The 21,430-nt window shown below is 70.0% G+C and carries 19 protein-coding genes and 2 tRNA genes; 10 read left to right on the top strand and 11 right to left on the bottom strand.

Annotated elements, in window-relative coordinates:
* Window positions 1–192: 192 nt before the first annotated feature.
* Window positions 193–1,530 (bottom strand): serine/threonine-protein kinase, encoded by a 1,338-nt coding sequence (locus ACIBI4_RS19880; RefSeq protein ID WP_399205224.1) that lies wholly within the window; start codon window positions 1,528–1,530, stop codon window positions 193–195.
* Window positions 1,531–1,626: 96 nt separating this feature from the next.
* Window positions 1,627–2,178, bottom strand: a complete 552-nt coding sequence (locus tag ACIBI4_RS19875; RefSeq protein ID WP_399205223.1) for a helix-turn-helix domain-containing protein — start codon at window positions 2,176–2,178, stop codon at window positions 1,627–1,629.
* Window positions 2,179–2,339: 161 nt separating this feature from the next.
* On the opposite strand from ACIBI4_RS19875, the gene ACIBI4_RS19870 reads away from it, so the two are divergent.
* Window positions 2,340–2,412, top strand: a tRNA-Ala gene (locus ACIBI4_RS19870).
* A gap of 69 nt (window positions 2,413–2,481) precedes the next feature.
* On the opposite strand, the gene ACIBI4_RS19865 is transcribed toward ACIBI4_RS19870, so the two are convergent.
* Window positions 2,482–3,231 carry a DUF5324 family protein gene (locus ACIBI4_RS19865; protein ID WP_399205222.1) on the bottom strand — a complete coding sequence of 250 codons (750 nt, stop codon included), beginning with the start codon at window positions 3,229–3,231 and terminating at the stop codon, window positions 2,482–2,484.
* Window positions 3,232–3,541: 310 nt separating this feature from the next.
* Between ACIBI4_RS19865 and ACIBI4_RS19860 the strand changes: the two genes are divergently transcribed.
* Together ACIBI4_RS19860 and ACIBI4_RS19855 are read left to right on the top strand one after the other, a co-directional pair.
* The gene (locus ACIBI4_RS19860) at window positions 3,542–4,081 is read left to right on the top strand and encodes a peptidylprolyl isomerase (RefSeq protein ID WP_399205221.1); all 540 of its coding nucleotides are present in this window, start codon (window positions 3,542–3,544) and stop codon (window positions 4,079–4,081) included.
* A gap of 104 nt (window positions 4,082–4,185) precedes the next feature.
* Window positions 4,186–5,070 carry a rhomboid family intramembrane serine protease gene (locus tag ACIBI4_RS19855; protein ID WP_399205220.1) on the top strand — a complete coding sequence of 295 codons (885 nt, stop codon included), beginning with the start codon at window positions 4,186–4,188 and terminating at the stop codon, window positions 5,068–5,070.
* Between the two features lie 280 nt (window positions 5,071–5,350).
* Here the strand turns inward: ACIBI4_RS19855 and crgA are convergent, their stop codons facing one another.
* Window positions 5,351–5,608, bottom strand: coding sequence for a cell division protein CrgA (crgA, locus tag ACIBI4_RS19850; RefSeq protein WP_399205219.1), 258 nt, complete (start codon window positions 5,606–5,608; stop codon window positions 5,351–5,353).
* A 156-nt stretch (window positions 5,609–5,764) separates the two neighbouring features.
* Here crgA and ACIBI4_RS19845 point away from each other — a divergent pair, with 156 nt between their 5' ends.
* The 6 genes from ACIBI4_RS19845 to ACIBI4_RS19820 are packed head-to-tail and all read left to right on the top strand — an operon-like array spanning window position 5,765 to window position 10,260.
* The gene (locus tag ACIBI4_RS19845; RefSeq protein WP_399205218.1) at window positions 5,765–6,532 is read left to right on the top strand and encodes a DUF881 domain-containing protein; all 768 of its coding nucleotides are present in this window, start codon (window positions 5,765–5,767) and stop codon (window positions 6,530–6,532) included.
* 32 nt (window positions 6,533–6,564) lie between these two features.
* On the top strand, window positions 6,565–7,287 hold the full coding sequence (locus ACIBI4_RS19840; RefSeq protein WP_399205217.1) for a class E sortase: 723 nt from the start codon (window positions 6,565–6,567) through the stop codon (window positions 7,285–7,287).
* 54 nt (window positions 7,288–7,341) lie between these two features.
* Window positions 7,342–7,530 carry a hypothetical protein gene (locus tag ACIBI4_RS19835; RefSeq protein ID WP_399205216.1) on the top strand — a complete coding sequence of 63 codons (189 nt, stop codon included), beginning with the start codon at window positions 7,342–7,344 and terminating at the stop codon, window positions 7,528–7,530.
* Window positions 7,527–8,165 carry an aminodeoxychorismate/anthranilate synthase component II gene (locus ACIBI4_RS19830; RefSeq protein WP_399205215.1) on the top strand — a complete coding sequence of 213 codons (639 nt, stop codon included), beginning with the start codon at window positions 7,527–7,529 and terminating at the stop codon, window positions 8,163–8,165. Before ACIBI4_RS19835 ends, ACIBI4_RS19830 begins: the two co-directional genes overlap by 4 nt.
* Window positions 8,162–9,484 (top strand): class E sortase, encoded by a 1,323-nt coding sequence (locus tag ACIBI4_RS19825; RefSeq protein ID WP_399205214.1) that lies wholly within the window; start codon window positions 8,162–8,164, stop codon window positions 9,482–9,484. Before ACIBI4_RS19830 ends, ACIBI4_RS19825 begins: the two co-directional genes overlap by 4 nt.
* Window positions 9,485–9,525: 41 nt before the next feature.
* Entirely contained in the window at window positions 9,526–10,260 is a 735-nt protein-coding gene (locus ACIBI4_RS19820; protein ID WP_399205213.1) for a class E sortase, read from the top strand.
* A 78-nt stretch (window positions 10,261–10,338) separates the two neighbouring features.
* Here ACIBI4_RS19820 and pknB read toward each other — a convergent pair whose 3' ends face one another.
* The 6 genes from pknB to ACIBI4_RS19790 form a co-directional block, all read right to left on the bottom strand.
* Entirely contained in the window at window positions 10,339–12,348 is a 2,010-nt protein-coding gene (pknB, locus tag ACIBI4_RS19815) for a Stk1 family PASTA domain-containing Ser/Thr kinase (RefSeq protein ID WP_399205212.1), read from the bottom strand.
* A 161-nt stretch (window positions 12,349–12,509) separates the two neighbouring features.
* Complete coding sequence (locus ACIBI4_RS19810; protein WP_399205211.1) at window positions 12,510–13,970, bottom strand: peptidoglycan D,D-transpeptidase FtsI family protein; 1,461 nt, start codon at window positions 13,968–13,970, stop codon at window positions 12,510–12,512.
* Window positions 13,967–15,388, bottom strand: coding sequence for an FtsW/RodA/SpoVE family cell cycle protein (locus tag ACIBI4_RS19805; RefSeq protein WP_399205210.1), 1,422 nt, complete (start codon window positions 15,386–15,388; stop codon window positions 13,967–13,969). The genes ACIBI4_RS19810 and ACIBI4_RS19805 overlap by 4 nt, the downstream gene beginning before the upstream one ends.
* Window positions 15,389–15,412: 24 nt before the next feature.
* On the bottom strand, window positions 15,413–16,894 hold the full coding sequence (locus ACIBI4_RS19800) for a PP2C family protein-serine/threonine phosphatase (RefSeq protein ID WP_399205209.1): 1,482 nt from the start codon (window positions 16,892–16,894) through the stop codon (window positions 15,413–15,415).
* A 126-nt stretch (window positions 16,895–17,020) separates the two neighbouring features.
* Complete coding sequence (locus ACIBI4_RS19795; RefSeq protein WP_399205208.1) at window positions 17,021–17,533, bottom strand: FHA domain-containing protein; 513 nt, start codon at window positions 17,531–17,533, stop codon at window positions 17,021–17,023.
* A 10-nt stretch (window positions 17,534–17,543) separates the two neighbouring features.
* Complete coding sequence (locus tag ACIBI4_RS19790; RefSeq protein ID WP_399205207.1) at window positions 17,544–18,386, bottom strand: FhaA domain-containing protein; 843 nt, start codon at window positions 18,384–18,386, stop codon at window positions 17,544–17,546.
* 417 nt (window positions 18,387–18,803) lie between these two features.
* Here ACIBI4_RS19790 and ACIBI4_RS19785 point away from each other — a divergent pair.
* Window positions 18,804–18,890: transfer RNA gene (locus tag ACIBI4_RS19785), tRNA-Leu, on the top strand.
* A 141-nt stretch (window positions 18,891–19,031) separates the two neighbouring features.
* Here the strand turns inward: ACIBI4_RS19785 and ACIBI4_RS19780 are convergent.
* Window positions 19,032–21,389: an ABC transporter permease gene (locus ACIBI4_RS19780; protein ID WP_399205309.1), complete on the bottom strand. Its 2,358-nt coding sequence runs from the start codon at window positions 21,387–21,389 to the stop codon at window positions 19,032–19,034.
* Window positions 21,390–21,430: the final 41 nt, after the last annotated feature.

Raw genomic sequence — 21,430 nt, 5'->3', positions numbered from 1 at the left:
GGGCGGAGAGGTGACCGGCGGGCGGAGAGGTGACCGGCGGGCGGAGAGGTGACCGGCGGGCGGAGAGGTGACCGGCGGGCGGAGAGGTGACCGGCGGGCGGAGAGGTGACCGGCGTGCGGGTGGTGTTGTCAGTGGGCGCCGATAGCCTGGAATAGGGCTTCGGCCCCCGGGCGGGAGGGGACTGTCCGGCCTCAGGTCCGAGTCAGCGCCCAGAATCCCACCGTGAAGCAGAGCGCCGCGAGGAGCAGCACCGGGATCGCGACCTTCGCGGGCGGGCCCGAGCGCTTCGGGCGGGCTCTGCGGCGGGTCGGGCGTGCGGGGGCTGTTGAGGGGGCGAGGGCCTCGGGAGGCTCGACTCCCAAGTCCCGTACCGGAATCGAGGGCGGTGCCTGCGCGGGCAGGTGAGGGGCGCTCAGCGTGTACGGGCGGGTGGGGGTGTGATCCGGGGCAGGGTCCGGGGGCGATGTCGGCATCGGGGCCGGGGCCGTGTGTGGGGGCGGGGGCGCGGGTATCGATGCGGCCGGTCCGGGCTGTGCGGCTGGTCCATGCTGTGCAGCCAGTCCAGATTGTGCGGCCGGTGCGGCCGGAGCGTTCGTCGTCGTGTCGGCCGTGGCGAGGGACGGCGTGGCGGTGGGCGTCGGAGGGGTGGGGAGCGGGCCGTCCTCGTCGAAACCCTCCGGGAGCGGGCCCAGTTGGTCGAAGACCTCGATGAGCTCGTCGTCCGGGCCGGGCTCCGGGAGGAGCAGGACCGCCTCCGCAAGCGCCTTGCGCGCCCCCGTCGCGCTGCGGAAGCGCGCGTGCGGCTCCGGCTGCAGGAGGCCCGCGAGGACCTGCCACAGGGGCTCGGGGATCGAATGGGGCGCGTGCGGTGTGCCGTTGGCGCGGAAGAGCTCCGTGAGCGCCTGGGCGTCCGGCTTCGCGCCCTCCAGGAGATAGAGCGCGACAAGCCCCGTGGCGAAGAGGTCGGCCGGGAAGTCCGGCTCGTCGTACGCGCTCTGCTCGGGCGCGATGTACCCCGGCGTCCCCACGACAAGGTCGGTCTGGGTCAGCCGGGGGTCGCCCTTGCGCATGGCGATACCGAAGTCGGAGAGCCGCAGATGCGGCCGCCCGGTACCCGTCGCCTCGAGCAGGATGTTGGCGGGCTTGACGTCGCGGTGCACGACACCTTCCGCGTGCACCGCCGAGAGCCCCGAGAGCAACTGGTCGAGCAGCTGCGCCGCATAGCGCGGCGGCAGCGGCCCGTAATCCCCGATGAGATGGGCGAGTGAGCCGCCGCCGACGAGGTCCATGGTGAAGAGGACCTTGTCGTCGTCGGCGGCCCAGCTCGCCGGGGCCAGCACATGAGGGTGATCGATGCGCAGCGCCTGCTCGCGTACGAAACGGAGCAGGGCATGCGCATCGCTCTGCAGCAGGACCTTGGCGGCGACATAGCGGCGCCTGCGGTGGTCCCAGGCGCGCCATACGGCGCCGACGCCACCGCGTCCGATCGGGTCGACCAGTTCGTACCGGCCGGCGAAGACCTCACCCATGACCGTGCTGCACTCCCGTCAGGACCTTGCGGGTTGCCCGGCTGCTGCTGCCGGTTCAGATCCTCTCCCCCGTGACCTGAACCGCCTGATCGGCCGTCAGCCCTGGTGCGACTCGTAGTGCGTCACGGCGTCCGCGGTGCGCCCGGCGCCGTAGACCTTCAGGAACTCTGCCAGTTCCGGATGGGTCGGGGCGAGAGTGTCGGCCGCCTCGATGATCTCGCCGGCGGACGCCACGGACCGCAGCAGCGACTGGATCTCCCGCACCACACGCTTGACGGTCGGCGCCCCCACGCCGGCCCCCCTGGCCTGAGTGGTCGTGGTCAGCACGGCACCGCCCTGGTTCTTCTTGATCTCCTCCATGCGCTCGGCCGCCTCGGAGGCGCTCACGCTGCCGTCCGCGACCTGGCCGGACAGATCCTGGAGCAGCTGTACGCGCTGCACCACGGCCGGATTGCCGATCTTGGCGCGCTGACCGCTCATCAACTGCGAGAGCATCGGCGCCGACAGGCCGAGCACCGCCGCGAGCCGGGCCTGGTTCAGGCCCAGATCGTCTATGAGCCGACGGAAGAGCGCCCCCAACGGCTCTCCGTACCAACTGCGCTGGAGCTCTCTGGCTCTCGCAGTCGCTTCCTGCTGTTCCGCATCCACGATGCGTCCTCCCCTTCGCTCATGCGAACCTCGCGGAGCATCTTACGGAGCGTGGTCGCATAGGGGGAGCCCCAATCCTTTTGCGGGATCCGGGGGGTGACCCGGTACTCTTGTCCCCGACGCACGCGCCGGAGTCACCCTCCCGCAGCGTTTCCCGTCCCGGGGCCTTAGCTCAGTTGGTAGAGCGCTGTCTTTGCATGGCAGATGTCAGGGGTTCGACTCCCCTAGGCTCCACGGCAAAAATCCCCTCTGATCTGCATTTACGCAGGTCAGAGGGGATTTTTTGGTACGTGTCGTACGGCGTCAGGCGCGCTCGTCCGGACGGTGCGGTGACCAGTCGGCGTCGCCGCCCGCCGCCTCCGCCTCGGCCTGCTTCGCCTGGACCTCGGGGTCGAGGAGCGACTGACCGCTGCCGTCCACCGACGTCAGCGTCGTCGACGAACCGCTCTCCACGACCTCGGTCGGCTCGGGCGGCTCGACCAGCCAGTCCGGGTTGGCCTGCTTGTCCCACCACTTCCAGGCCGCCAGCGCGGCGAGGCCGATCGCGCCCACCGCGGCGACCCGCTTCATGAAGCGGCCGGCCGTGGCCCGGCGCTCATGGCGGCGGACCAGACGCTGGATCTCCCGCGAGGAGACCTGGCCGCGCAGCGCGGCCACGGCGGCGACGCTGCGGTCCACCGCGGCGTCCTTCACCGGACCTGCGGCCGCGACGGCCTGCTCGACCTTCGGAAGGGTGTAGTCGGCGGCCTGCCGGGCGGCATGGCGGGTGTGGACGGCGGCCTTGTGGGCGGCGATGTCCACCTTCGGCGGGACGTGGGTGCGGGCCTGCTTCAGGCGTGGTGCGACATGCGCGCCGTACTGGGTGCGCGCCTGGTCGGCAGCCTGGTGAGCGGCGTCGGAGACCACGGGCGCGATCCGTACGCGAGCCTCGTGCGCATAGTGCGCGGCCCGGTCCTTCGCCGTGTCGGCGTAGGGCGCCACCGCTTCCGCGGCGTGCCGCACGCTCTCCTTCGCCGAGCTGGCCGCGGCGCGCGCGCTGTCGATGCGGGTCACGGGATCCTCCTCCTCGGTGGCGTACGGTATTTCACCTTTCCACCCTTTTCGGGATCATGCCTGTCGGGCGGTGCCCCGGCATGTGCGGGCGGGCATCCGGGTCACGGTGCGCGGATCCCCGGGTATCGGCCGATCTTCGGGCAATGCGGTGCAAGGCGAGCTTGCGGCTGACAATGCCACGGATCGGAGCGATGCGCGCCCTTCCGGCAGGGACTCGTACAGGGAACGGGCAGGACTTGTCGCGTTCCCCTTCCTCCGCCCTGCTGCGTGCGAGGATTCTCGGCGTTGAAGCGACAACGGAAGGCACACCGTGGCTGAGCAGCTGTACGCCACCCTCAGGACCAACCAGGGCGACATCGAGATCCGGCTGATGCCGTTCCACGCGCCCAGGACCGTCCGCAATTTTGTGGAGCTCGCCACCGGCGAGCGCGAGTGGACCCATCCGGGGACGGGTGAGACCTCCACGGACCCGCTCTACGACGGCACGTCCTTCCACCGCGTCATGAGCGGCTTCATGATCCAGGGCGGCGACCCCCTCGGGAACGGCACGGGAGGGCCCGGCTACGAGTTCGCCGACGAGTTCCACCCCGAGCTGCGCTTCGACCGCCCGTATCTGCTGGCCATGGCCAACGCGGGGCCGGGCACCAACGGCTCCCAGTTCTTCATCACCGTCGCCGCGACGGCCTTCCTCAACCGCAAGCACACGATCTTCGGCGAGGTCGTGGACGAGCCCAGCCGCAAGGTGGTCGACGCCATCGCGGCGAGCGCGGTCAACCCGGCGACCCACCGGCCGGTCAGCGACGTGATCATCGAGTCGGTCGTGGTCGAGAAGCGCGGCGGCACCCCGTAACCGCCGAGGGAACCAAACCGCCCCGCCCGTCCGTAAGGAAGAGCGGGGCGGTGTGTTGCCTCGTATGCCTTCACACGCCGTCGTACGGAGATGGAGAGGACCCCATGGATCAGGTGCCAGGCAGTCCGCAGCAACCGCAGGGCGCCTCCGGCCTGTCCGCGTGCTACCGGCACCCGGACCGCGAGACGGGCGTGAAGTGCACGCGCTGCGAGCGGCCGATCTGCCCCGAGTGCATGATCAGTGCGTCGGTGGGGTTCCAGTGCCCCAACTGTGTGCGGGAAGGGTCGGGGACGGGGCATGCGCCGACCGCGAACCGGCCGCGCACGATCACGGGCGGCACCATCGCGGCGGACCCGCGCCTGGTGACCAAGATCCTCATCGGGCTCAACATCGCGGTGTTCATCGTGGGCCTGGCCAACAAGGAACTGCTGCGCGACCTGATGATGCTCGGCGACACCCCGCCGCAGTATCTGCCCGAGGGCGTCGCCAACGGTGAGTGGTGGCGGCTGTTCACGGCGATGTTCGCGCACCAGGAGATCTGGCACATCGGCTTCAACATGCTGGGGCTGTGGTGGCTGGGCGGTCCGCTGGAGGCGCACTTCGGCCGCGTCCGCTATCTCGCCCTGTATCTGCTGTCCGGGCTCGCCGGCAGCGCGCTGACGTATGTGACGGAGCCGTACACCTTCTCGCTCGGCGCGTCCGGTGCCGTCTTCGGGCTCATGGGCGCGACCGCGGTGCTGATGCGCCGCCTCAACTACGACATGCGGCCGGTGATCGCGCTCCTCGCGATCAACATGCTCTTCACGTTCACCATGAACGGGATCGCCTGGCAGGCCCACGTGGGCGGCCTCGTCGCGGGAGCCGCCATCGCGTACGGCATGGTGCACGCGCCGCGTGAGCATCGCGCGCTCGTGCAGTGGGGCACCTGCGCGGCGGTGTTCGTCCTCACGTTGATCACGGTGATGGTGGAGACGTCCCGGCTCACCTGACCGCCTCTTATCCACAGCGCGTGCCGGATCTTGTGCACGCTGTGGGGAACGCATGTGCCCCTTGTCGCTGAGCTGGGTTTTCCCAGTCAGGGCAAGGGGCACATGCTGTTCCGTATGGCGGAGCCGCAGTCGTACCGGCGTCAACCTGGCGATAGTTATCCACAGGTGGTCGGCAGATCGTCAGAGTTATCCATAGCGTGTGGATACCCTGTGGATAACTCCACGGAGCGCTCAGGGCAAGGCTTGCGCCCACCCTCAGGAAGGCGCTACTTCCGAGGCGCTACTTCCACTGGGTCGAGACGCCGAATCCCGCCGCGATGAAGCCGAAGCCCACGACGATGTTCCAGTTGCCGAACGCCTCGATGGGCAGCCGGGTGTCCGTGACGTAGAAGATCACGATCCAGGCGAGGCCGACGAGGAAGAGCGCCAGCATCACCGGGGCGACCCAGCTGCGGTTGGTCAGCTTGATGGCGGTCGACTGCTTCGACGACGGCGGCGGCGTGTAGTCGGCCTTCTTGCGGATACGTGACTTCGGCACGAGGGTCTCTCCTGTCGATGCGCTGCGTGGCCGCGCAGGGGACGTGTGTGGCTGGGCCGCGCCGAGCGGGGCGGGCGCGCGTATGGGGGACCGTTTGCTTCCCCCGGGCGTCCGTTAGCGTAGTGCTTCCGCGGCGCCGTAAGGAGTAAGGGTACGTTGAGCAATTCTGCCGACAGCCCCGAAGAGGGCCGCCGACCGGGGCGGCGGCCGGTGCGTGTGCTCACCGCGGGTGTCTTCGCGCTCGCCGGGCTCATCTTCGTGACGAGTTTCAACACGGCCAAAGGCACCAATATCCGTACGGATGCCTCGCTGCTCAAGCTCTCCGACCTCATTCAGGAGCGCAGCCACAAAAATGGCGGCCTCGAGGAGTCCCTCGGCTCGCTGCGCGACGACGTCGAGTCGCTCGCCGAGCGCGACAACGGCGCATCGGACGCGGAGGAGGCCAAGCTCAAGGCGCTGGAGAAGGAGGCCGGCACCAAGAAGCTGAGCGGCGACTCCGTCTCCGTGACCCTGGCGGACGCCCCGCCGGACGCGACCGCCAAGCTGCCCGGCTACCCGGAGCCCTCGCCGAACGACCTGGTGATCCACCAGCAGGACCTCCAGGCCGTGGTGAACGCGCTGTGGAAGGGCGGGGCAGAGGGCATCCAGGTCATGGACCAGCGGCTGATCTCCACGAGCGCCGTGCGCTGCGTGGGCAACACCCTGATCCTCCAGGGCCGCGTCTACTCGCCGCCGTACAAGATCACGGCGGTGGGCGATCCCGGGACGCTCAAGAAGGCGCTCAACGCGTCGCCGGAGATCCAGAACTACCTCCTGTACGTGAAGGCGTACGGCCTCGGCTGGAAAGTCGACGAACCGGGAGCAGTGACTCTTCCCGGCTACTCGGGCACAGTGGATCTCCATTACGCGCAGCCTGTGGAGTAAGTCCGTGGAGTGGCCCGGGGAGGGACCGGCACGTGTCGGTGCGAGTGATCGTCAGGACCTTCAGCGAACTGTGCATCACCTTCGGCGCCCTGATCGTGCTGTTCGTGACGTATGTCCTGTACTGGACCGGCATCAAGGCCGACGCCGCGATGGACAGCCAGATCGACCGGCTCAACGACAAGTGGGCCAGTGGCTCGATGACGAGCGCCGAGCTGGAGGCCGCGGGCGGCAGCGCCGGCGGTGACGCGACGGACGAGAGCCCGCCGCCGCCCGAGGCGTACGAGGACGGGCAGCCGTTCGCCGTCATGTACATCCCGCGGCTCGGCGCGGACTGGAACAAGCCCGTTCTGGAGAACACCAGGACGGACACCCTGAAGAAGGGCCTCGGGCACTACGGGAAGACCGCGCAGCTCGGCCAGAAGGGCAACTTCGCGGTGGCCGGCCACCGGCGCACGTACGGCGACCCGTTCAAGGACTTCCCCAAGCTCCGCAAGGGCGACGCGGTGGTCCTGAACGACGGGCGGACCTGGTTCACGTACCGGATCGACACCAAGGAGCCGTACAAGACGCTGCCTTCGGACGTCGCCGTGATCGACCCCGTGCCGCGCAAGTCGGGTTTCGACGGGCCCGGGCGGTATCTCACGCTGACGACCTGTGAGCCGGAGTGGGGCCACAGCCACCGTCTGATCGTCTGGGCGCACCTCGATTCCACCCAGCCCGTGGACGACGGCAAACCGGAAGCGCTGCGCCGTTAGGCTGGTGGCGTACGTCAACGGAAGGGACGGGCGTACGTCGACGGAAGGGACAGCATGTACGGCTGGATCTGGCGGCATCTCCCGGGCACCACCTGGGTGAAGGCACTACTCTCGCTGCTGCTCGTCCTGGGCGTGGTCTATGTCCTCTTCCAGTACGTCTTCCCGTGGGCGGAGCCGCTGCTCCCGTTCAACGATGTGACGGTCGACGAAGGGCTCGGGGCCGTGACCTCGGTGGTCGCATGACCGCCCGCATTCTCGTCGTCGACAACTACGACAGCTTCGTCTTCAACATCGTCCAGTACCTGTACCAGCTGGGCGCGGAGTGCGAGGTCGTGCGGAACGACGAGGTGACCACCGCGCACGCGCAGGACGGTTTCGACGGGGTGCTCCTGTCGCCCGGGCCCGGCGCGCCCGAACAGGCCGGTGTCTGCATCGAGATGGTGAAGCACTGCGCGGCCACCGGCGTCCCCGTCTTCGGCGTCTGCCTCGGCATGCAGTCGATGGCGGTGGCGTACGGCGGCGTCGTGGACCGCGCGCCGGAGCTGCTGCACGGCAAGACCTCGCCCGTACGGCATGAGGGCGCCGGTGTCTTCGCCGGGCTGCCCTCGCCGTTCACCGCGACCCGCTACCACTCGCTGGCCGCCGAGCCCGGCACCTTCCCGGCCGAGCTCGAGATCACCGCGCGGACCGAGGACGGCATCATCATGGGGCTGCGCCACCGTGAACTGCCGGTCGAGGGCGTGCAGTTCCACCCCGAGTCGGTGCTGACCGAGCACGGCCATCTGATGCTCGCCAACTGGCTCGTGCAGTGCGGCGACACGGAGGCGGTGGGCCGCTCACAAGGCCTCGCACCGGTCGTGGGCAGGGCCTCCGCGTGACGTCCACGCGACCCGAGCAGGGCGGCTCCCCGTACGACGACGCGTACGGGGACCGTGCCTCGTTCGAGGCCGCGGTCGACGGGCTCGACGACCCGCTGAACGATCCGCTGCCCGGGCAGCACCCCTCGCCGTGGTTCCGCGCGGCCGCCCCGGAGCCGCCTCAGCAGTCCGGGCCGCCTCAGCAGGCGGAGTGGTACGACCCGCAGGGGTATGAGCGGGACTGGTTCGAGGGGCAGCAGCCTCAGGGGACGGGGTACGCGGAGGGGACGGGGTACGCAGGGGGCGCCGGTTACGCGACGCCTCAGGAACCCTCGTACACCGACCCGATATCGCAAGCGGCCGCCCAGCGTCCGGCCATGGACGCCGCGGCCTACGAGGCGCTGTACGACCGCACGGGCCCGGTCCCCACGGTCTCCGTGCAGAACCCCGCCAGTGAAACCGTCAGCCTGGGCGCCACCGCCCCGCCGCCCGTCTCCGGCGAGACGGTCGGGCTGCGCCCGCGTGCGGACGCCCCGGGCCGGCCCTCGCGCGTGGCCGACGACGAGACCGTCGGGCTGCGCACCTCCGACACCCGCCTTGCCTCGCTCAAGCGCCCGCTGCCGGGGCTCTCGCGCCTTGAGGCCCGGCGGGCCGAGCGCGCCAAGCGGCCGAGTCCCGCGGTGCTCGCGAGCCGGGCGCTCGGCGAGGTGTTCATCACCATCGGCGTCCTGATGCTCCTGTTCGTCACGTACCAGCTGTGGTGGACGAACATCCGCGCCGAGCAGCAGGCGAGCGCCGAGGCCGACAAGATCCAGGAGAACTGGGCGAACGGCAAGGGCAAGCCGGGGGCCTTCGAGCCCGGCCAGGGCTTCGCCCTGATGCACATCCCCAAGCTGGACGTCGTCGTGCCCATCGCCGAGGGCATCAGCAAACCCAAGGTGCTCGACCGCGGCATGGTCGGGCACTACGGCGAGGAGTCCATCAAGACCGCGATGCCCGAGGACAAGCAGGGCAACTTCGCGGTGGCGGGACACCGCAACACCCACGGCGAACCGTTCCGCTACATCAACAAGCTGAACCCCGGCGACGCGATCATCGTCGAGACGCAGGACACGTACTTCGTCTACAAGATGGCGAGCATCCTGCCGCAGACGAACCCGGGCAACGTCGCGGTGCTCAACCCGGTGCCGAAGGGCTCGGGGTTCACCAAGCCCGGCCGGTACATCACGCTGACCACGTGCACACCGGAGTTCACCTCCACGTACCGCATGATCGTCTGGGGCAAGCTGACCGAGGAACGCCCGCGGGACAAGGGCAAGCCGCCCGCGCTGGTTGAATAGGCGCGGCAACAGCACAGGGACACCGACGGGGCAGGGAGACAGTGGCAGCCACCGACCAGGGGGAGCGGACACCGCCTTCCGCACCCGAACGCCCCCGTGCCGCCCGCGGCCCCATCGCCACGGCGGTGATGGTCTTCGGTGAACTGCTCATCACCGCGGGCCTGGTGCTCGGCCTCTTCGTCGTCTACTCGCTGTGGTGGACGAACGTGCTCGCGGACCGCGAGGCCCAGAAGCAGGGCGACGCCGTACGCAACGACTGGGCGGGCCGCGACGACGGCCCCGGGGAGCTGAACACCAAGGACGGCATCGGCTTCCTGCACGTCCCGGCGATGAAGAACGGCGAGGTCCTGGTCAAGAAGGGCACCGACCTCAAGACCCTGAACAACGGCGTCGCCGGCTACTACACGGACCCGGTGAAGTCCGCGCTGCCCGAGGACGAAAAGGGCAACTTCACGCTGGCCGCGCACCGCGACGGGCACGGCGCGAAGTTCCACAACATCGACAAGCTCGACGAGGGCGACGCGATCGTCTTCGAGTCGAAGGACCGCTGGTACGTCTACAAGGTCTACAAGACGCTCCCGGAGACCTCGAAGTACAACGTGGACGTCCTGAACGCGGTCCCGAAGGAGTCGGGCGTGAAGAAGCCCGGCCGCTACATCACGCTGACGACCTGCACGCCGGTGTACACCTCGAAGTACCGGTTCATCGTGTGGGGTGAGCTGGAGCGGGTGGAGAAGGTGGATGCCCGGCGGACGCCGCCGAAGGAGCTGCGCTAGCCGGAACGGTCCGGGGGAACGCGAAGGGCCGGTCACCGTGTGGTGACCGGCCCTTCGCGTTGTTGAGCGCGGGACGCGCTAGTCGTCCTCGGAGCGGCTCAGGCCGGACTGGCCGAAGATGCTGCCTCCGTCGTCGCCTCCGTTGCCGCCGTTCCCGCCACCGCCGTCGGTGGTGTTGAGGTTGATGGCGGTGCCGGTCGGGACCTGCTGGCCGGCTGGGGGGTTGGAGATGACCACGCGGGCGTTGTCGTCCGTTGGGCCGTTGATCTGGCCGACCGTGAGGTTGGCCTCCTCGATCATGCGGCGGGCGTCGGAGAGCTTCTGGCCGCTCAGCGGGGGAACTCCGACCTGCTCCTGCTTCTGTGCGACGGTCAGGGTGACCTCGGAGCCCTTGTCGACCGGGGTGTTGGCCGTCGGGGTCTGGGAGATGACCTGGTTCTCGGGGACGTCACCGCTGGGCTGCTGCTGGACCTTGACCTTGAAGCCAAGGCCCTCCAGGGTCTGACGGGCCGCCTGAAGCTGCTGGCCGACCACGTTCGGCACGGTCTCCTGGGCCTTCTCCTTGGCGACTGTCAGAACGACCTCGGAGCCTCGCTCGACCTCCGTGCCGCGGGTCGGGTTCTGCTCCAGGACGGTGCCAGGCGTCTCGCCCGTCACTTCCTTCGGCTCGACCTTCACCTTGAGCCCGTACTCCTCGTCCTCCAGCTTGTCGCGCGCGTCCTCGATCTTGTCGCCGATCACGCTGGGCACCGAGACCTGGGGCGCTCCGGTCGAGACGACAACGTTGATCGTGTCGTTCTTCTCGACCTTGCCGCTGTCCGGATCCTGCGTGCAGATATTGCCCTTGGGCTGGTCCTCGCACTCGTCCTTGGAGACCTTCAGCACGAGTCCTGCGTTGTCCGCCTGCTTCTGAGCCGCCTTCAGGGGCTGCCCCACAAACGTCGGCACATCGAACGGCTTGTCCTCGTCGCCGTTCCCGCTGAAGACAACCCGCCCGATCAGAATCGCCCCCACGAGCACCAGCACACCGGCCAGCACGAGCAGCGCCGTCGAGGCGCCGCCCTTCTTGCCGCCGCGCCTGCGGTCCGGGCGGTCGTCGTAGCCGTAGCCACCGTCGTCCGGGTTGGTGGGCGGCAGCATCGAGGTCGGTGCGCCGCCGCCGTTCTGCGGGCGGAGCATCGCGGTCTGCTGGTCGTCCGGGTGGCCGCCGTAGCCGACCGCGCCCATGGCGGCGGTGGCCGCGACGGGCTGGCCGTCGAGGCAGGCCTCGATGTCCGCGCGCATCTCGTCGGCGGACTGGTAGCGGTAGTCGGGGTCCTTGACCAGCGCGCGCAGGACGATGGCGTCCATCTCGGGCGTGATCTCGGGGTCGAAGACGGACGGGGCCTGCGCCTCTTCGCGTACGTGCTGGTACGCGACCGCGACCGGGGAGTCGCCGACGAACGGCGGCCGTACGGTCAGGAGCTCGTAGAGCAGACAGCCCGTCGAGTAGAGGTCGGAGCGTGCGTCGACCTGCTCGCCCTTGGCCTGCTCCGGGGAGAGGTACTGGGCGGTGCCGATGACGGCGGCGGTCTGGGTCATCGTCATACCGGAGTCGCCCATGGCGCGGGCGATGCCGAAGTCCATGACCTTGACCTGGCCGTTGCGCGTCAGCATGACGTTGGCCGGCTTGATGTCGCGGTGGACGATCTGGGCGCGGTGCGAGTACTCCAGGGCCTGGAGGATGCCGACCGTCATCTCCAGCGCGCGCTCGGGCAGCAGCTTGCGCCCGGAGTGCAGCAGCTCACGGAGCGTGGACCCGTCCACGTACTCCATGACGATGTACGGGATGGAGACCCCGTCGACGTAGTCCTCGCCGGTGTCGTAGACCGCGACGATCGCCGGATGATTGAGCGAGGCGGCGGACTGGGCCTCACGGCGGAACCGGGCCTGGAACGACGGGTCGCGGGCGAGATCCACCCGGAGCGTCTTCACGGCGACGGTGCGGCCGAGCCGGGTGTCATGCGCGAGGTAGACCTCGGCCATGCCACCACGGCCGAGCACCTGGCCCAGCTCGTACCGGCCGCCGAGGCGACGCGGCTCTTCCATAGCTACCTACCAGCCCTCTCCGTCAGTCCCGACCGCACCCGATGTGTGGTCCGGCGGTGTGCTGTCCCGGCATACCGTACCGGCCCGCTCCAGCATGATCTGGCCGTGGCCGAGGTCTGATACAGGACCGGTACCGCAGTGACCGACGTCACTTCGGCCGTTCATTTGCTGCTGTTCAGCACCGCCTGCATCACGTTCTTCGCGATCGGGGCGGCCAGGCCACCGCCGGAGATGTCCTCGCGGTGGGCATCCGAGTCCTCGACCACCACGGCCACCGCGACCGGCGAACCGTCGGCAGTCTTCGCGTAGCTGATGAACCAGGCGTAAGGCTTCTCACTGTTGTCGACACCGTGCTGCGCGGTGCCGGTCTTGCCGCCGACGGTCACACCCGGGATCTGCGCGTTCCGCCCGGTGCCGCTCTGGACGACGGTCTCCATCATGTCCTGCAGCTGCTGCGCGTTCTCCGCGGAGAGCGGGCTGCTCAGCTCCTTGGGGCTGTGCCGGTCGATGGTGTCGAGGTTCGGCGCCTTCAGCTCGCTGATCATGTACGGCTCCATCAGCTTGCCGTCGTTCGCGATCGCCGAGGTCACCATCGCCATCTGCAGCGGGGTGGTCGCCGTCTCGAACTGCCCGATGGACGACAGCGCGGTCTGCGGCCGGTCCATCTCCTTCGGGAAGTTGGACGCGGCCGAGCGCACGGGGACGAACTGCTCCTCGTTGAAGCCGAACTTCTCCGCGGTCTCCAGCATCTTGTCCTTGCCGAGATCCGAGCCGATCTTGCCGAAGACGGTGTTGCAGGAGATCCGCAGGGCCTCACGCAGCGAGACGTTCTCGCACTGGATCGGGCCCTCGTTCTTCAGCTCGGTCGTCGAGTCCGGCAGGGTCCACGGCTGCGGCGACTCGGTCTTCTCGTCCGGTGTCGCGTACAGGCCGTGCTCCAGGGCGGCCGCGGCGGTGACGACCTTGAAGGTCGAGCCCGGCGGGTACGTCTCGCGCAGCGCCCGGTTCAGCAGCGGCTTGTTGACGTCGCTCTCCAGCTCGACCCACGCCTTCTCGTCCGCCTTGCCGTTCCCGGCGAAGCGCGAGGGGTCGTACGACGGAGTGGAGGCGAGCGCGAGGATCGCGCCGGTCGACGGGTCGATCGCGGCGACGGCGCCCTTCTTGCTGCCGAGCCCCTCGTACGCGGCCTTCTGCGCGGCCCCGTTGAGGGTGGTCACGACATTGCCGCCCTCCTTCTTCTTGCCGGTCACCATGTCGAGGGTGCGGCGGAAGAAGAGCCGGTCGTCGTTGCCGGTGAGGATCCCGTCCTCGATGGACTCGATCTGCGTGGCGCCGTAGGCCTGCGAGGCGTAGCCGGTGACGGGCGCCCACATCGCGCCGTTCTTGTACGTCCGCTTGTACGCGAAGTCGCTGGCGGTGGTCCGCTCGGAACCGGTGACGGACTTGCCGTCGACGATGATGTCGCCGCGCTTCTGGGCGTAGCGCTCGATGAGGACGCGGCGGTTCTTCTCGTGGGTGCGCAGCTCGTCGGCCTTGACGTACTGCAGCCAGTTGTCACGGATGAGCAGGGCGAGCACGAGCAGGCCGCAGAAGATCGCGATCCGCCGCAGGGGCTTGTTCACGGGCGTACTACCTGGGTCATTTCGGCGTCGGGGTTGGCCGCGGGGGCGGGTGCCGGCCGGCGGGCCGTATCGCTGATACGGATCAGGATGGCGATCAGCGCCCAGTTGGCAAGGACGGACGAACCACCGGCCGCGAGCCACGGCATGGTCATACCGGTCAGCGGGATGAGGCCCATGACGCCGCCCGCGACGACGAAGATCTGCAGCGCGAAGGCGCCCGAGAGGCCGGCCGCGAAGAGCTTGCCGAAGGGGTCGCGTGCGGCGAGGGCGGTGCGGACACCGCGCTCGATGATCAGGCCGTAGATGACGAGGAAGGCCATGACGCCGGCGAGGCCGAGCTCTTCGCCGACGGTGGCGAAGATGAAGTCGGCGTTGGCGGCGAAGCCGATCAGATCGGAGTTGCCCTGGCCGAGGCCCGTGCCGAGCACGCCGCCGGAGCCGAAGGACATGATCGACTGGCCGATCTGCTCACAGGCGTTGGAGGTGTCGTAGCAGGCGAAGGGGTCGAGCCAGGCGTCCACACGGGCCTTGACGTGGCCCGCGGTCGAGGCCACGGTGACCGCGCCGACCGCGGACATCAGCAGACCGATGACGATCCAGCTGGTGCGCTCGGTGGCGATGTACAGCATGACGACGAACATGCCGAAGAACAGCAGCGACGTACCGAGGTCGTTCTCGAAGACGAGGATGAGCAGCGAGACCGCCCAGATCACCAGGATCGGGCCGAGGTCGCGGCCGCGCGGCAGGTACAGGCCCATGAAGCGGCGGCTGGCGAGCGCGAGGGCGTCGCGCTTGACCATGAGGTAGCCGGCGAAGAAGACGGCGATGACGATCTTCGCGAACTCACCGGGCTGGATGGAGAAGCCGCCGACGCGGATCCAGATCTTCGCGCCGAAGAGGTCGGTGCCGAGCCCCGGTACGAGCGGCAGCATCAGCAGGATCAGCGCCGCCACCATCGAGATGTAGGTGAAGCGCTGCAGGATGCGGTGGTCCTTGAGCAGCAGCAGCACGCCCGCGAACAGGGCGATGCCGAGCGCGGAGTACATCAGCTGGTTGGGGGCCGCGGGGTTGAACTGGCCGAACTGAGCCTTCTGCAGGTTCTGCAGCCGCTCCGACTGGTCGAGGCGCCAGATCAGCACGAGCCCGAGGCCGTTGAGCAGCGTGGCCAGCGGCAGCAGCAGCGGATCGGCGTACGGCGCGAACTTGCGCACCACGAGGTGGCCGACGGCGGCCAGCAGGCCGAGGCCCAGGCCGTAGCCGATCATGCCGGTCGGCACCGTGCCGTCGATCGCCAGACCCACGTTGGCGTACGCGAAGACCGGGATGAGCACGGCGAAGACGAGCAGGGCCAACTCGGTGTTGCGCCTGCTCGGAGCGCCGATCGCGCCGATGGTCGAAGTGTGTGTCGTACTGCTCATGAGTAGGCGGGGCCCCCAGTGCCCCTAATTCTTGTCGCAGTTGCCGACCAGCTGCTTCTCCTCGTCGGAGAAGCTGGGGCCGGGCGTGGGCGAGGGTGCCTTGGCGGCGGACTGGCTCTTGGCACCGCCGGTGGTGCCGCCGGCTTCGCCCTCGCCGGTGCGCGCGTTGTTCTCGTCCTCGGCCTTGCGCTGCTCTTCCTGCTTCTTGCAGGCCGACGCCTGGGTGCCGAGATCCTTGATCTTTTCGTTGGCCTCGGGCAGTCCGCCCGCGGTGATCGTGGCCTCGACCTGCTTGCGCTGGTACGGCGGCAGGTACTTGAGCTCGATCTCCGGGTGGTCCTTCTCCACATCGGACAGGCTGACCCAGGCCAGGTCCTGGCTGATGCCGCGGTACAACGCGACATGGCCGTCGTTGGCCCCCACGTAGTACTGCGTCTGCGTCCAGCGGTGGCCCGCGTACAGGCCGCCGCCGATCACGCCGAGCGCGAGGACGAGGAAGAGGGATCTCTTGATCCACTTCCCGCGGCCGCCGCGCTTGACGAAGTCCTCGTCGTCGTACGCCCCGAAGCCGCCGTCGGGTGCATACGCGTCCGGCTCACCGGAGCCGGGCGGCCCGAAACCGCCACCCGAGGGCTGCGGGGGGACGGGACGGCCCAGGCTCGCGGCGCGTCCCGCCGGGGTCTGCATCGCTCCGTTGTCCTGGAGCTGCTGCTGCTGGTTCTCCGCCACAGCGCCCACGACGACGGGAGTGTCCGTGATGTTCCCGGCCAGGGTGTCGTTGCCGTCGATGTCGAGGACGTCGGCGACGATGCAGGTGATGTTGTCCGGGCCGCCGCCGCGCAGCGCGAGCTGGATCAGCTCCTGCACGGTGGCCTGCGGGCCCTGGTAGCTCGCGAGGGTCTCCTCCATCGTCTGGTGCGAGACCACACCGGAGAGACCGTCGGAGCAGATCAGATAGCGGTCACCGGCGCGCACCTCGCGGATCGAGAGATCCGGCTCGACGTGGTCGCCGCTGCCGAGCGCGCGCATGAGCAGCGAGCGCTGCGGGTGCGTGGTCGCCTCGTCCTCGGTGATGCGGCCCTCGTCGACCAGGCGCTGGACCCAGGTGTGGTCCTGCGTGATCTGGGTGAGGACGCCGTCGCGCAGCAGATACGCGCGCGAGTCGCCGACGTGGACGAGGCCGAGCCGCTGGCCCGTCCACAGCAGGGCGGTGAGCGTGGTGCCCATGCCCTCCAGCTGCGGGTCCTCCTCGACCATCACGCGCAGCTGGTCATTGGCCCGCTGCACGGCGTCGCCGAGCGAGGTCAGGATGTCCGAGCCGGGGATGTCGTCGTCGAGCGCGACGATCGTGGAGATGACCTCGGAGGAGGCCACCTCGCCGGCGGCCTGGCCGCCCATCCCGTCGGCGATGGCGAGAAGGCGCGGACCGGCGTAGCCCGAGTCCTCGTTGCCCTCGCGGATCATGCCTTTGTGCGATCCGGCGGCAAAGCGCAGTGACAGACTCATGCGCACCTGCCCCGTTGACTCTGACTCCGGGTACATCCGCACAGCGCCCACCCTCCGGTCGGGAGCGCGCCGCAACCCGCACCACGGGTCCCGGCGGCTCGCTCGCTCCGCTCGCTCATTCTCGTACTACTTCCGCAGCTCGATGACGGTCTTGCCGATGCGGATCGGCGCGCCAAGCGGGATCGGGGTCGGGGTGGTCAGCCGGGTCCGGTCGAGATACGTGCCGTTGGTGGACCCGAGATCCTCCACGATCCACTGCCCGCCCTGGTCCGGGTAGATCCTGGCATGCCGGCTCGACGCATAGTCGTCGTCCAGCACGATCGTCGAATCGTGCGCACGGCCCAGCGTGATCGTCTGGCCCTGCAGGGCGACGGTGGTGCCGGACAGGATGCCCTCGGACACGACGAGCTTCGTGGGGGCACCCCGGCGCTGGCGGCCGCCGCTCTGCTGGCGCGGCGGTGCCGGAGCGGCCGGCCGGCCGCCCTGTGCCGGACGTGCGTCGGCCCCCCGCCGCGCACCGCGCTGCGTGACTCGCGTGCCGAACAGGTCGCTGCGGATGACCTGGATGGCCACGAACACGAACAGCCACAGGACTGCGAGAAAACACAGCCTCATGACCGTCAGGGTCAGCTCTGACATTGCCCCCGCTTCACCCTTCGGCTTGTCGGTAAATGATCGTCGTACTGCCCACGACGATCCGCGAGCCGTCGCGGAGCGTAGCGCGGGTGGTGTGCTGCCCGTCTACCACGATGCCGTTGGTAGACCCGAGATCCTGGATCGTCGAGGGCGTTCCGGTCCGGATCTCACAGTGCCGGCGGGAGACGCCGGGGTCGTCAATCCGTACATCCGCCTCGGTGCTCCGGCCGAGGACCAGAGTGGGGCGGGAGATCTGATGGCGCTGCCCGTTGACCTCGATCCAGCGACGCGTCTGCGCGCCGGGCATCGGTCCGGCGCCGCCGGGCTGTGCGGCACGGGCGGGCGCGGGGCCGGGGCCGCCGCCGGGGGGCGGGGCCGCGGGCATCGGCGGGGCGGCGGCCGGCGGATAGCCGTAACCGCCCTGCTGGGGCCGGGCGGGCGCGTGGGGGGCACCGCCGGGGCCGGGGCCGGGCTGGGACGAGGAGGACGCGAGGGTGCGGCTGCGCACGCGGTACAGACCCGTGTCCAGGTCGTCCGCCTTCTCCAGGTGCACCTTGATCGGGCCCATGAAGGTGTAGCGCTGCTGCTTCGCGTAGTCCCGCACCATGCCCGAGAGCTCGTCGCCGAGCTGGCCCGAGTAGGGGCTCAGACGCTCGTAGTCGGGCGGGCTGAGCTCCACGATGAAGTCATTGGGGACGACGGTCCGCTCGCGGTTCCAGATCGTCGCGTTGTTGTCGCACTCGCGCTGGAGTGCGCCGGCGATCTCGACCGGCTGGACCTCGGACTTGAACACCTTGGCGAAGGTGCCGTTGACCAGACCTTCGAGTCGCTGCTCGAACTTCTTCAGGACTCCCATGGGGCACCTCCTCCGTGCTTGCCGCCGTTGTTGTCGTCGTACCGCTTACTGATCGTATCCACGCGCCGGGAAATCGGCTGGTTCCCCTTCTCTGCCCAGCGCAGGGGTGTCGCCTCTCACAACGGCCGGGGCCGCCCGTTCGTGCCACCTCTGCGTGCCTGTGTCTGCGTCTGTGTACGCGTCGTCGTTTCCGTCGTCCTGAGCCCGCGCCTCCACGGATCGTAGAGGGGGGCCTTGGACAGTGTCCCGCACTCGCACGGCAGACCTCCTGGAGCGGTGCGGACGGGGCGGCTGTGCGGGCCGTCCCAGAAGGCAGGTGCCCCCACAAAGGGATGTGAACCCACCCTGTCCGGCGTGCTAATCTTCAGATGTCGCCAGGCGCTCCGCAGGGAGCAGGAAGCCGAACGACAACACCTTGCGCGGGTGGCGGAATAGGCAGACGCGCTGGATTCAGGTTCCAGTGCCCGCAAGGGCGTGGGGGTTCAACTCCCCCCTCGCGCACCATGGAAAAGGTCGGCATCGTGATCACGATGCCGACCTTTTTGCTGTGCGCCGAACCTCCCGCTGCCTGCACGGATGTGGTGATGGTCACGCGGGACGGCCGGGACGGCCGGTGACCAACGTCTCGGCCGTCCCGCCCGGGCTCTATTCCGTACGCAGCGCCGTCGCCGTTCGCGTCCGGGCCGCCCAGCCCGCCGGGAGCAGTGCGCCCAGCGTCGCGATGAGCAGGCCGCCCAGGCCCAGGAGCAGCAGGCCGGGGGCGTCGTAGACCGCGAGGACCGAGTCCGGGAAGCGCAGGCCCGCGCTCTCGCCCATGGCAGGGACCACCTGGGCGTGCAGGGCCATGCCCAGGGGTACGCCGATCGCTCCGCCCGCCAGGCCGGTCACGGTCACGGACGTCAGCACCATGGCGACGGTCTGGCGCGGGGTCATGCCGAGGGCCTTGTGGATGCCCAGTTCGCGGACGCGTTCGCGGGTGTCGAGGACGACCCCGTTGAGGACGCCGAGCGCGGCCACCGCGACCAGCAGCAGGGTGAGCAGGGCGGACAGGGCGTTGAGCGTCGTGACCATCTCGCTCTCGCCGCCGCCGCTGCCGGCCTCGGCGGTGAGGCCCAGCCCTGCCAGGTCCTTGTCGAGAGCGGAGACGTAGGCGGCGCTGTCCGTGCCCGGTTCGAGGGCGATCCGGTGCTCGTCGGGGGCCAGTCCGGAGTCCGCCTTGCGGGCGCTCGCGGCGTCGGTGAAGACCTGCATGCCGTCGTACCGCGGGTCGAGGACCTCGCCGACGATCCGCAGGACGGCCTGTCCCGTCCGGCCGTCGAGCGTGAGGGGGTCGCCGATCCGCTTGCCGGTCGTGGTGAGGAACGCGGTCGGTACGACGGCCTCGCCGGGCGCGCGCAGCCAGCGGCCCTCGACCATCGCGTACCCGCCCCAGGACGCGTCGTCGGTGAACGCGGTGACCGTGGTCGAGCCGGAGACCCCGGCGATGCGCGCCCGTGTGGTCGCGATGGCGTACGAGGCGCGGGTGCCGGGCTGTGCCGTGATCGCTTCCCGGACGGCGGCGGGGTCGGCCGGGGTCTTCGGCGCGGTGGCGGACGGACCACCGCCCGGACCGCCCGGACCGCCCGGGCCATCCGGACCGCCCGGACCGGGCCCCATGACGCGGCTGTGCACGGTGACGTCGGCGCCGGAGTGGTCGCGCGCCGCCATCACCTCGCCGAGCGAGGAGCCCAGGCCGACGGTGAACGTCACGGCGGTGGCGCCGAACACGATCGCCGACCCCATCGCCAGGGCCCGCCCCGGCCGTGCGAGCGGCCGTACGAGGCCGAGCGCGACCGGCCGCGGCAGCGGCAGCCGTCCCGCGAGGCGCGAGGCGAGACGGCCCCGGCGGGTGCGCGGGGCGCGGCCCACCGCGAGGGCGTCGACCGTGCGAAGGCGCCCGGCCCGCCAGGCACTGGCCCACGCGGTGATGGCGACGACGGTGAGAACTCCGCCGACGACGGCCGCGTCGACCCACGGGTCGATGCCCAGGCCCGCGCCGGCGTAGGCCTCCTCGGCCTCGGCGAGGATCGGCACGGCGAGGACATGGCCGGCCGCCACACCCAGCGCGGTGCCCACCGCCGCGGGCAGCAGCGCCTGGGCCACGTAGGCCCGTACGACCTGACCCGGTGTGAACCCGATCGCCTTGAGGATGCCGATCCTGCGGGTGCCCGCGCCCACGGCGGCCGCGACGACGTTGCCGACGATGAGCACCGACATGACCAGCCCGAGCAGCCCGAAGGCGACGAGGAACGGGACGTACAGCGCGGTGTCGCGTTCGGCGGTCTTCTTGACGGTCAGCCAGGACTGGGTGCCGAGGACCGTGCCCTTGGCCAGGTCCGCGGTCACGGCCGTGCGTCCGGCGGCGACCTGCGCGGCGGTCGCGGCCTCGGTGAAGCGGTACAGCATCTGGCGGCCGGCGCTCGCTCCGGATGCGGCCAGCCGCTGCACCTGGCCGGGCGTGGCCCAGGCGTCCGCGGTGCCGGTGGCCGAGCGGGCGGTGCCGACCACCTTCAGGGCGGGCTTGCCCGGCAGGTCGGGGAAGGTGACCTTGTGGCCGATCCGATCGGCGTTCCAGACTCCGGCGGGCAGCACGATCTCGCCGGGCCGGGTCGCCCAACGGCCCTCGGTGAGCGCGAGCCTGTCGACCGCCGCGCGCGGCCCGGTGCGCTCGGTTCGCCCCGCGATCGTCAGCGGAGGTTCGGCCTCGGGGAAGTCCTCGTCGAACTCGGGCGTGAGTGTCACCGTACGGAAAGGGCCCGCCGACGCCTCGACTCCCTCGGCCCGTCCGGTGCTCTGAAGCTCCCCCTCGCCCGCCGAGCCCGCGTACTGCACCCCGAGATGCGCCCCGCGCTGCCGCGCGAACGTGGCGTCGAACGGCCCTCCGGACGCCACGAGCAGCGAGCCGGCGAGGACGGAGGCCGCCACGGCCATCAGCGTGGCCAGGGCGATCACCACGGTCTGCACCCGGCGCCGGCCGACCCCGGCCCGTACCACCCCGCCCAGGG

Source organism: Streptomyces sp. NPDC050418 (assembly GCF_044458745.1).
GTDB lineage: Bacteria > Actinomycetota > Actinomycetes > Streptomycetales > Streptomycetaceae > Streptomyces.
The sequence above is the reverse complement of the archived record's forward strand: the minus strand, read 5'-3'. Positions and strand labels throughout refer to the sequence as shown.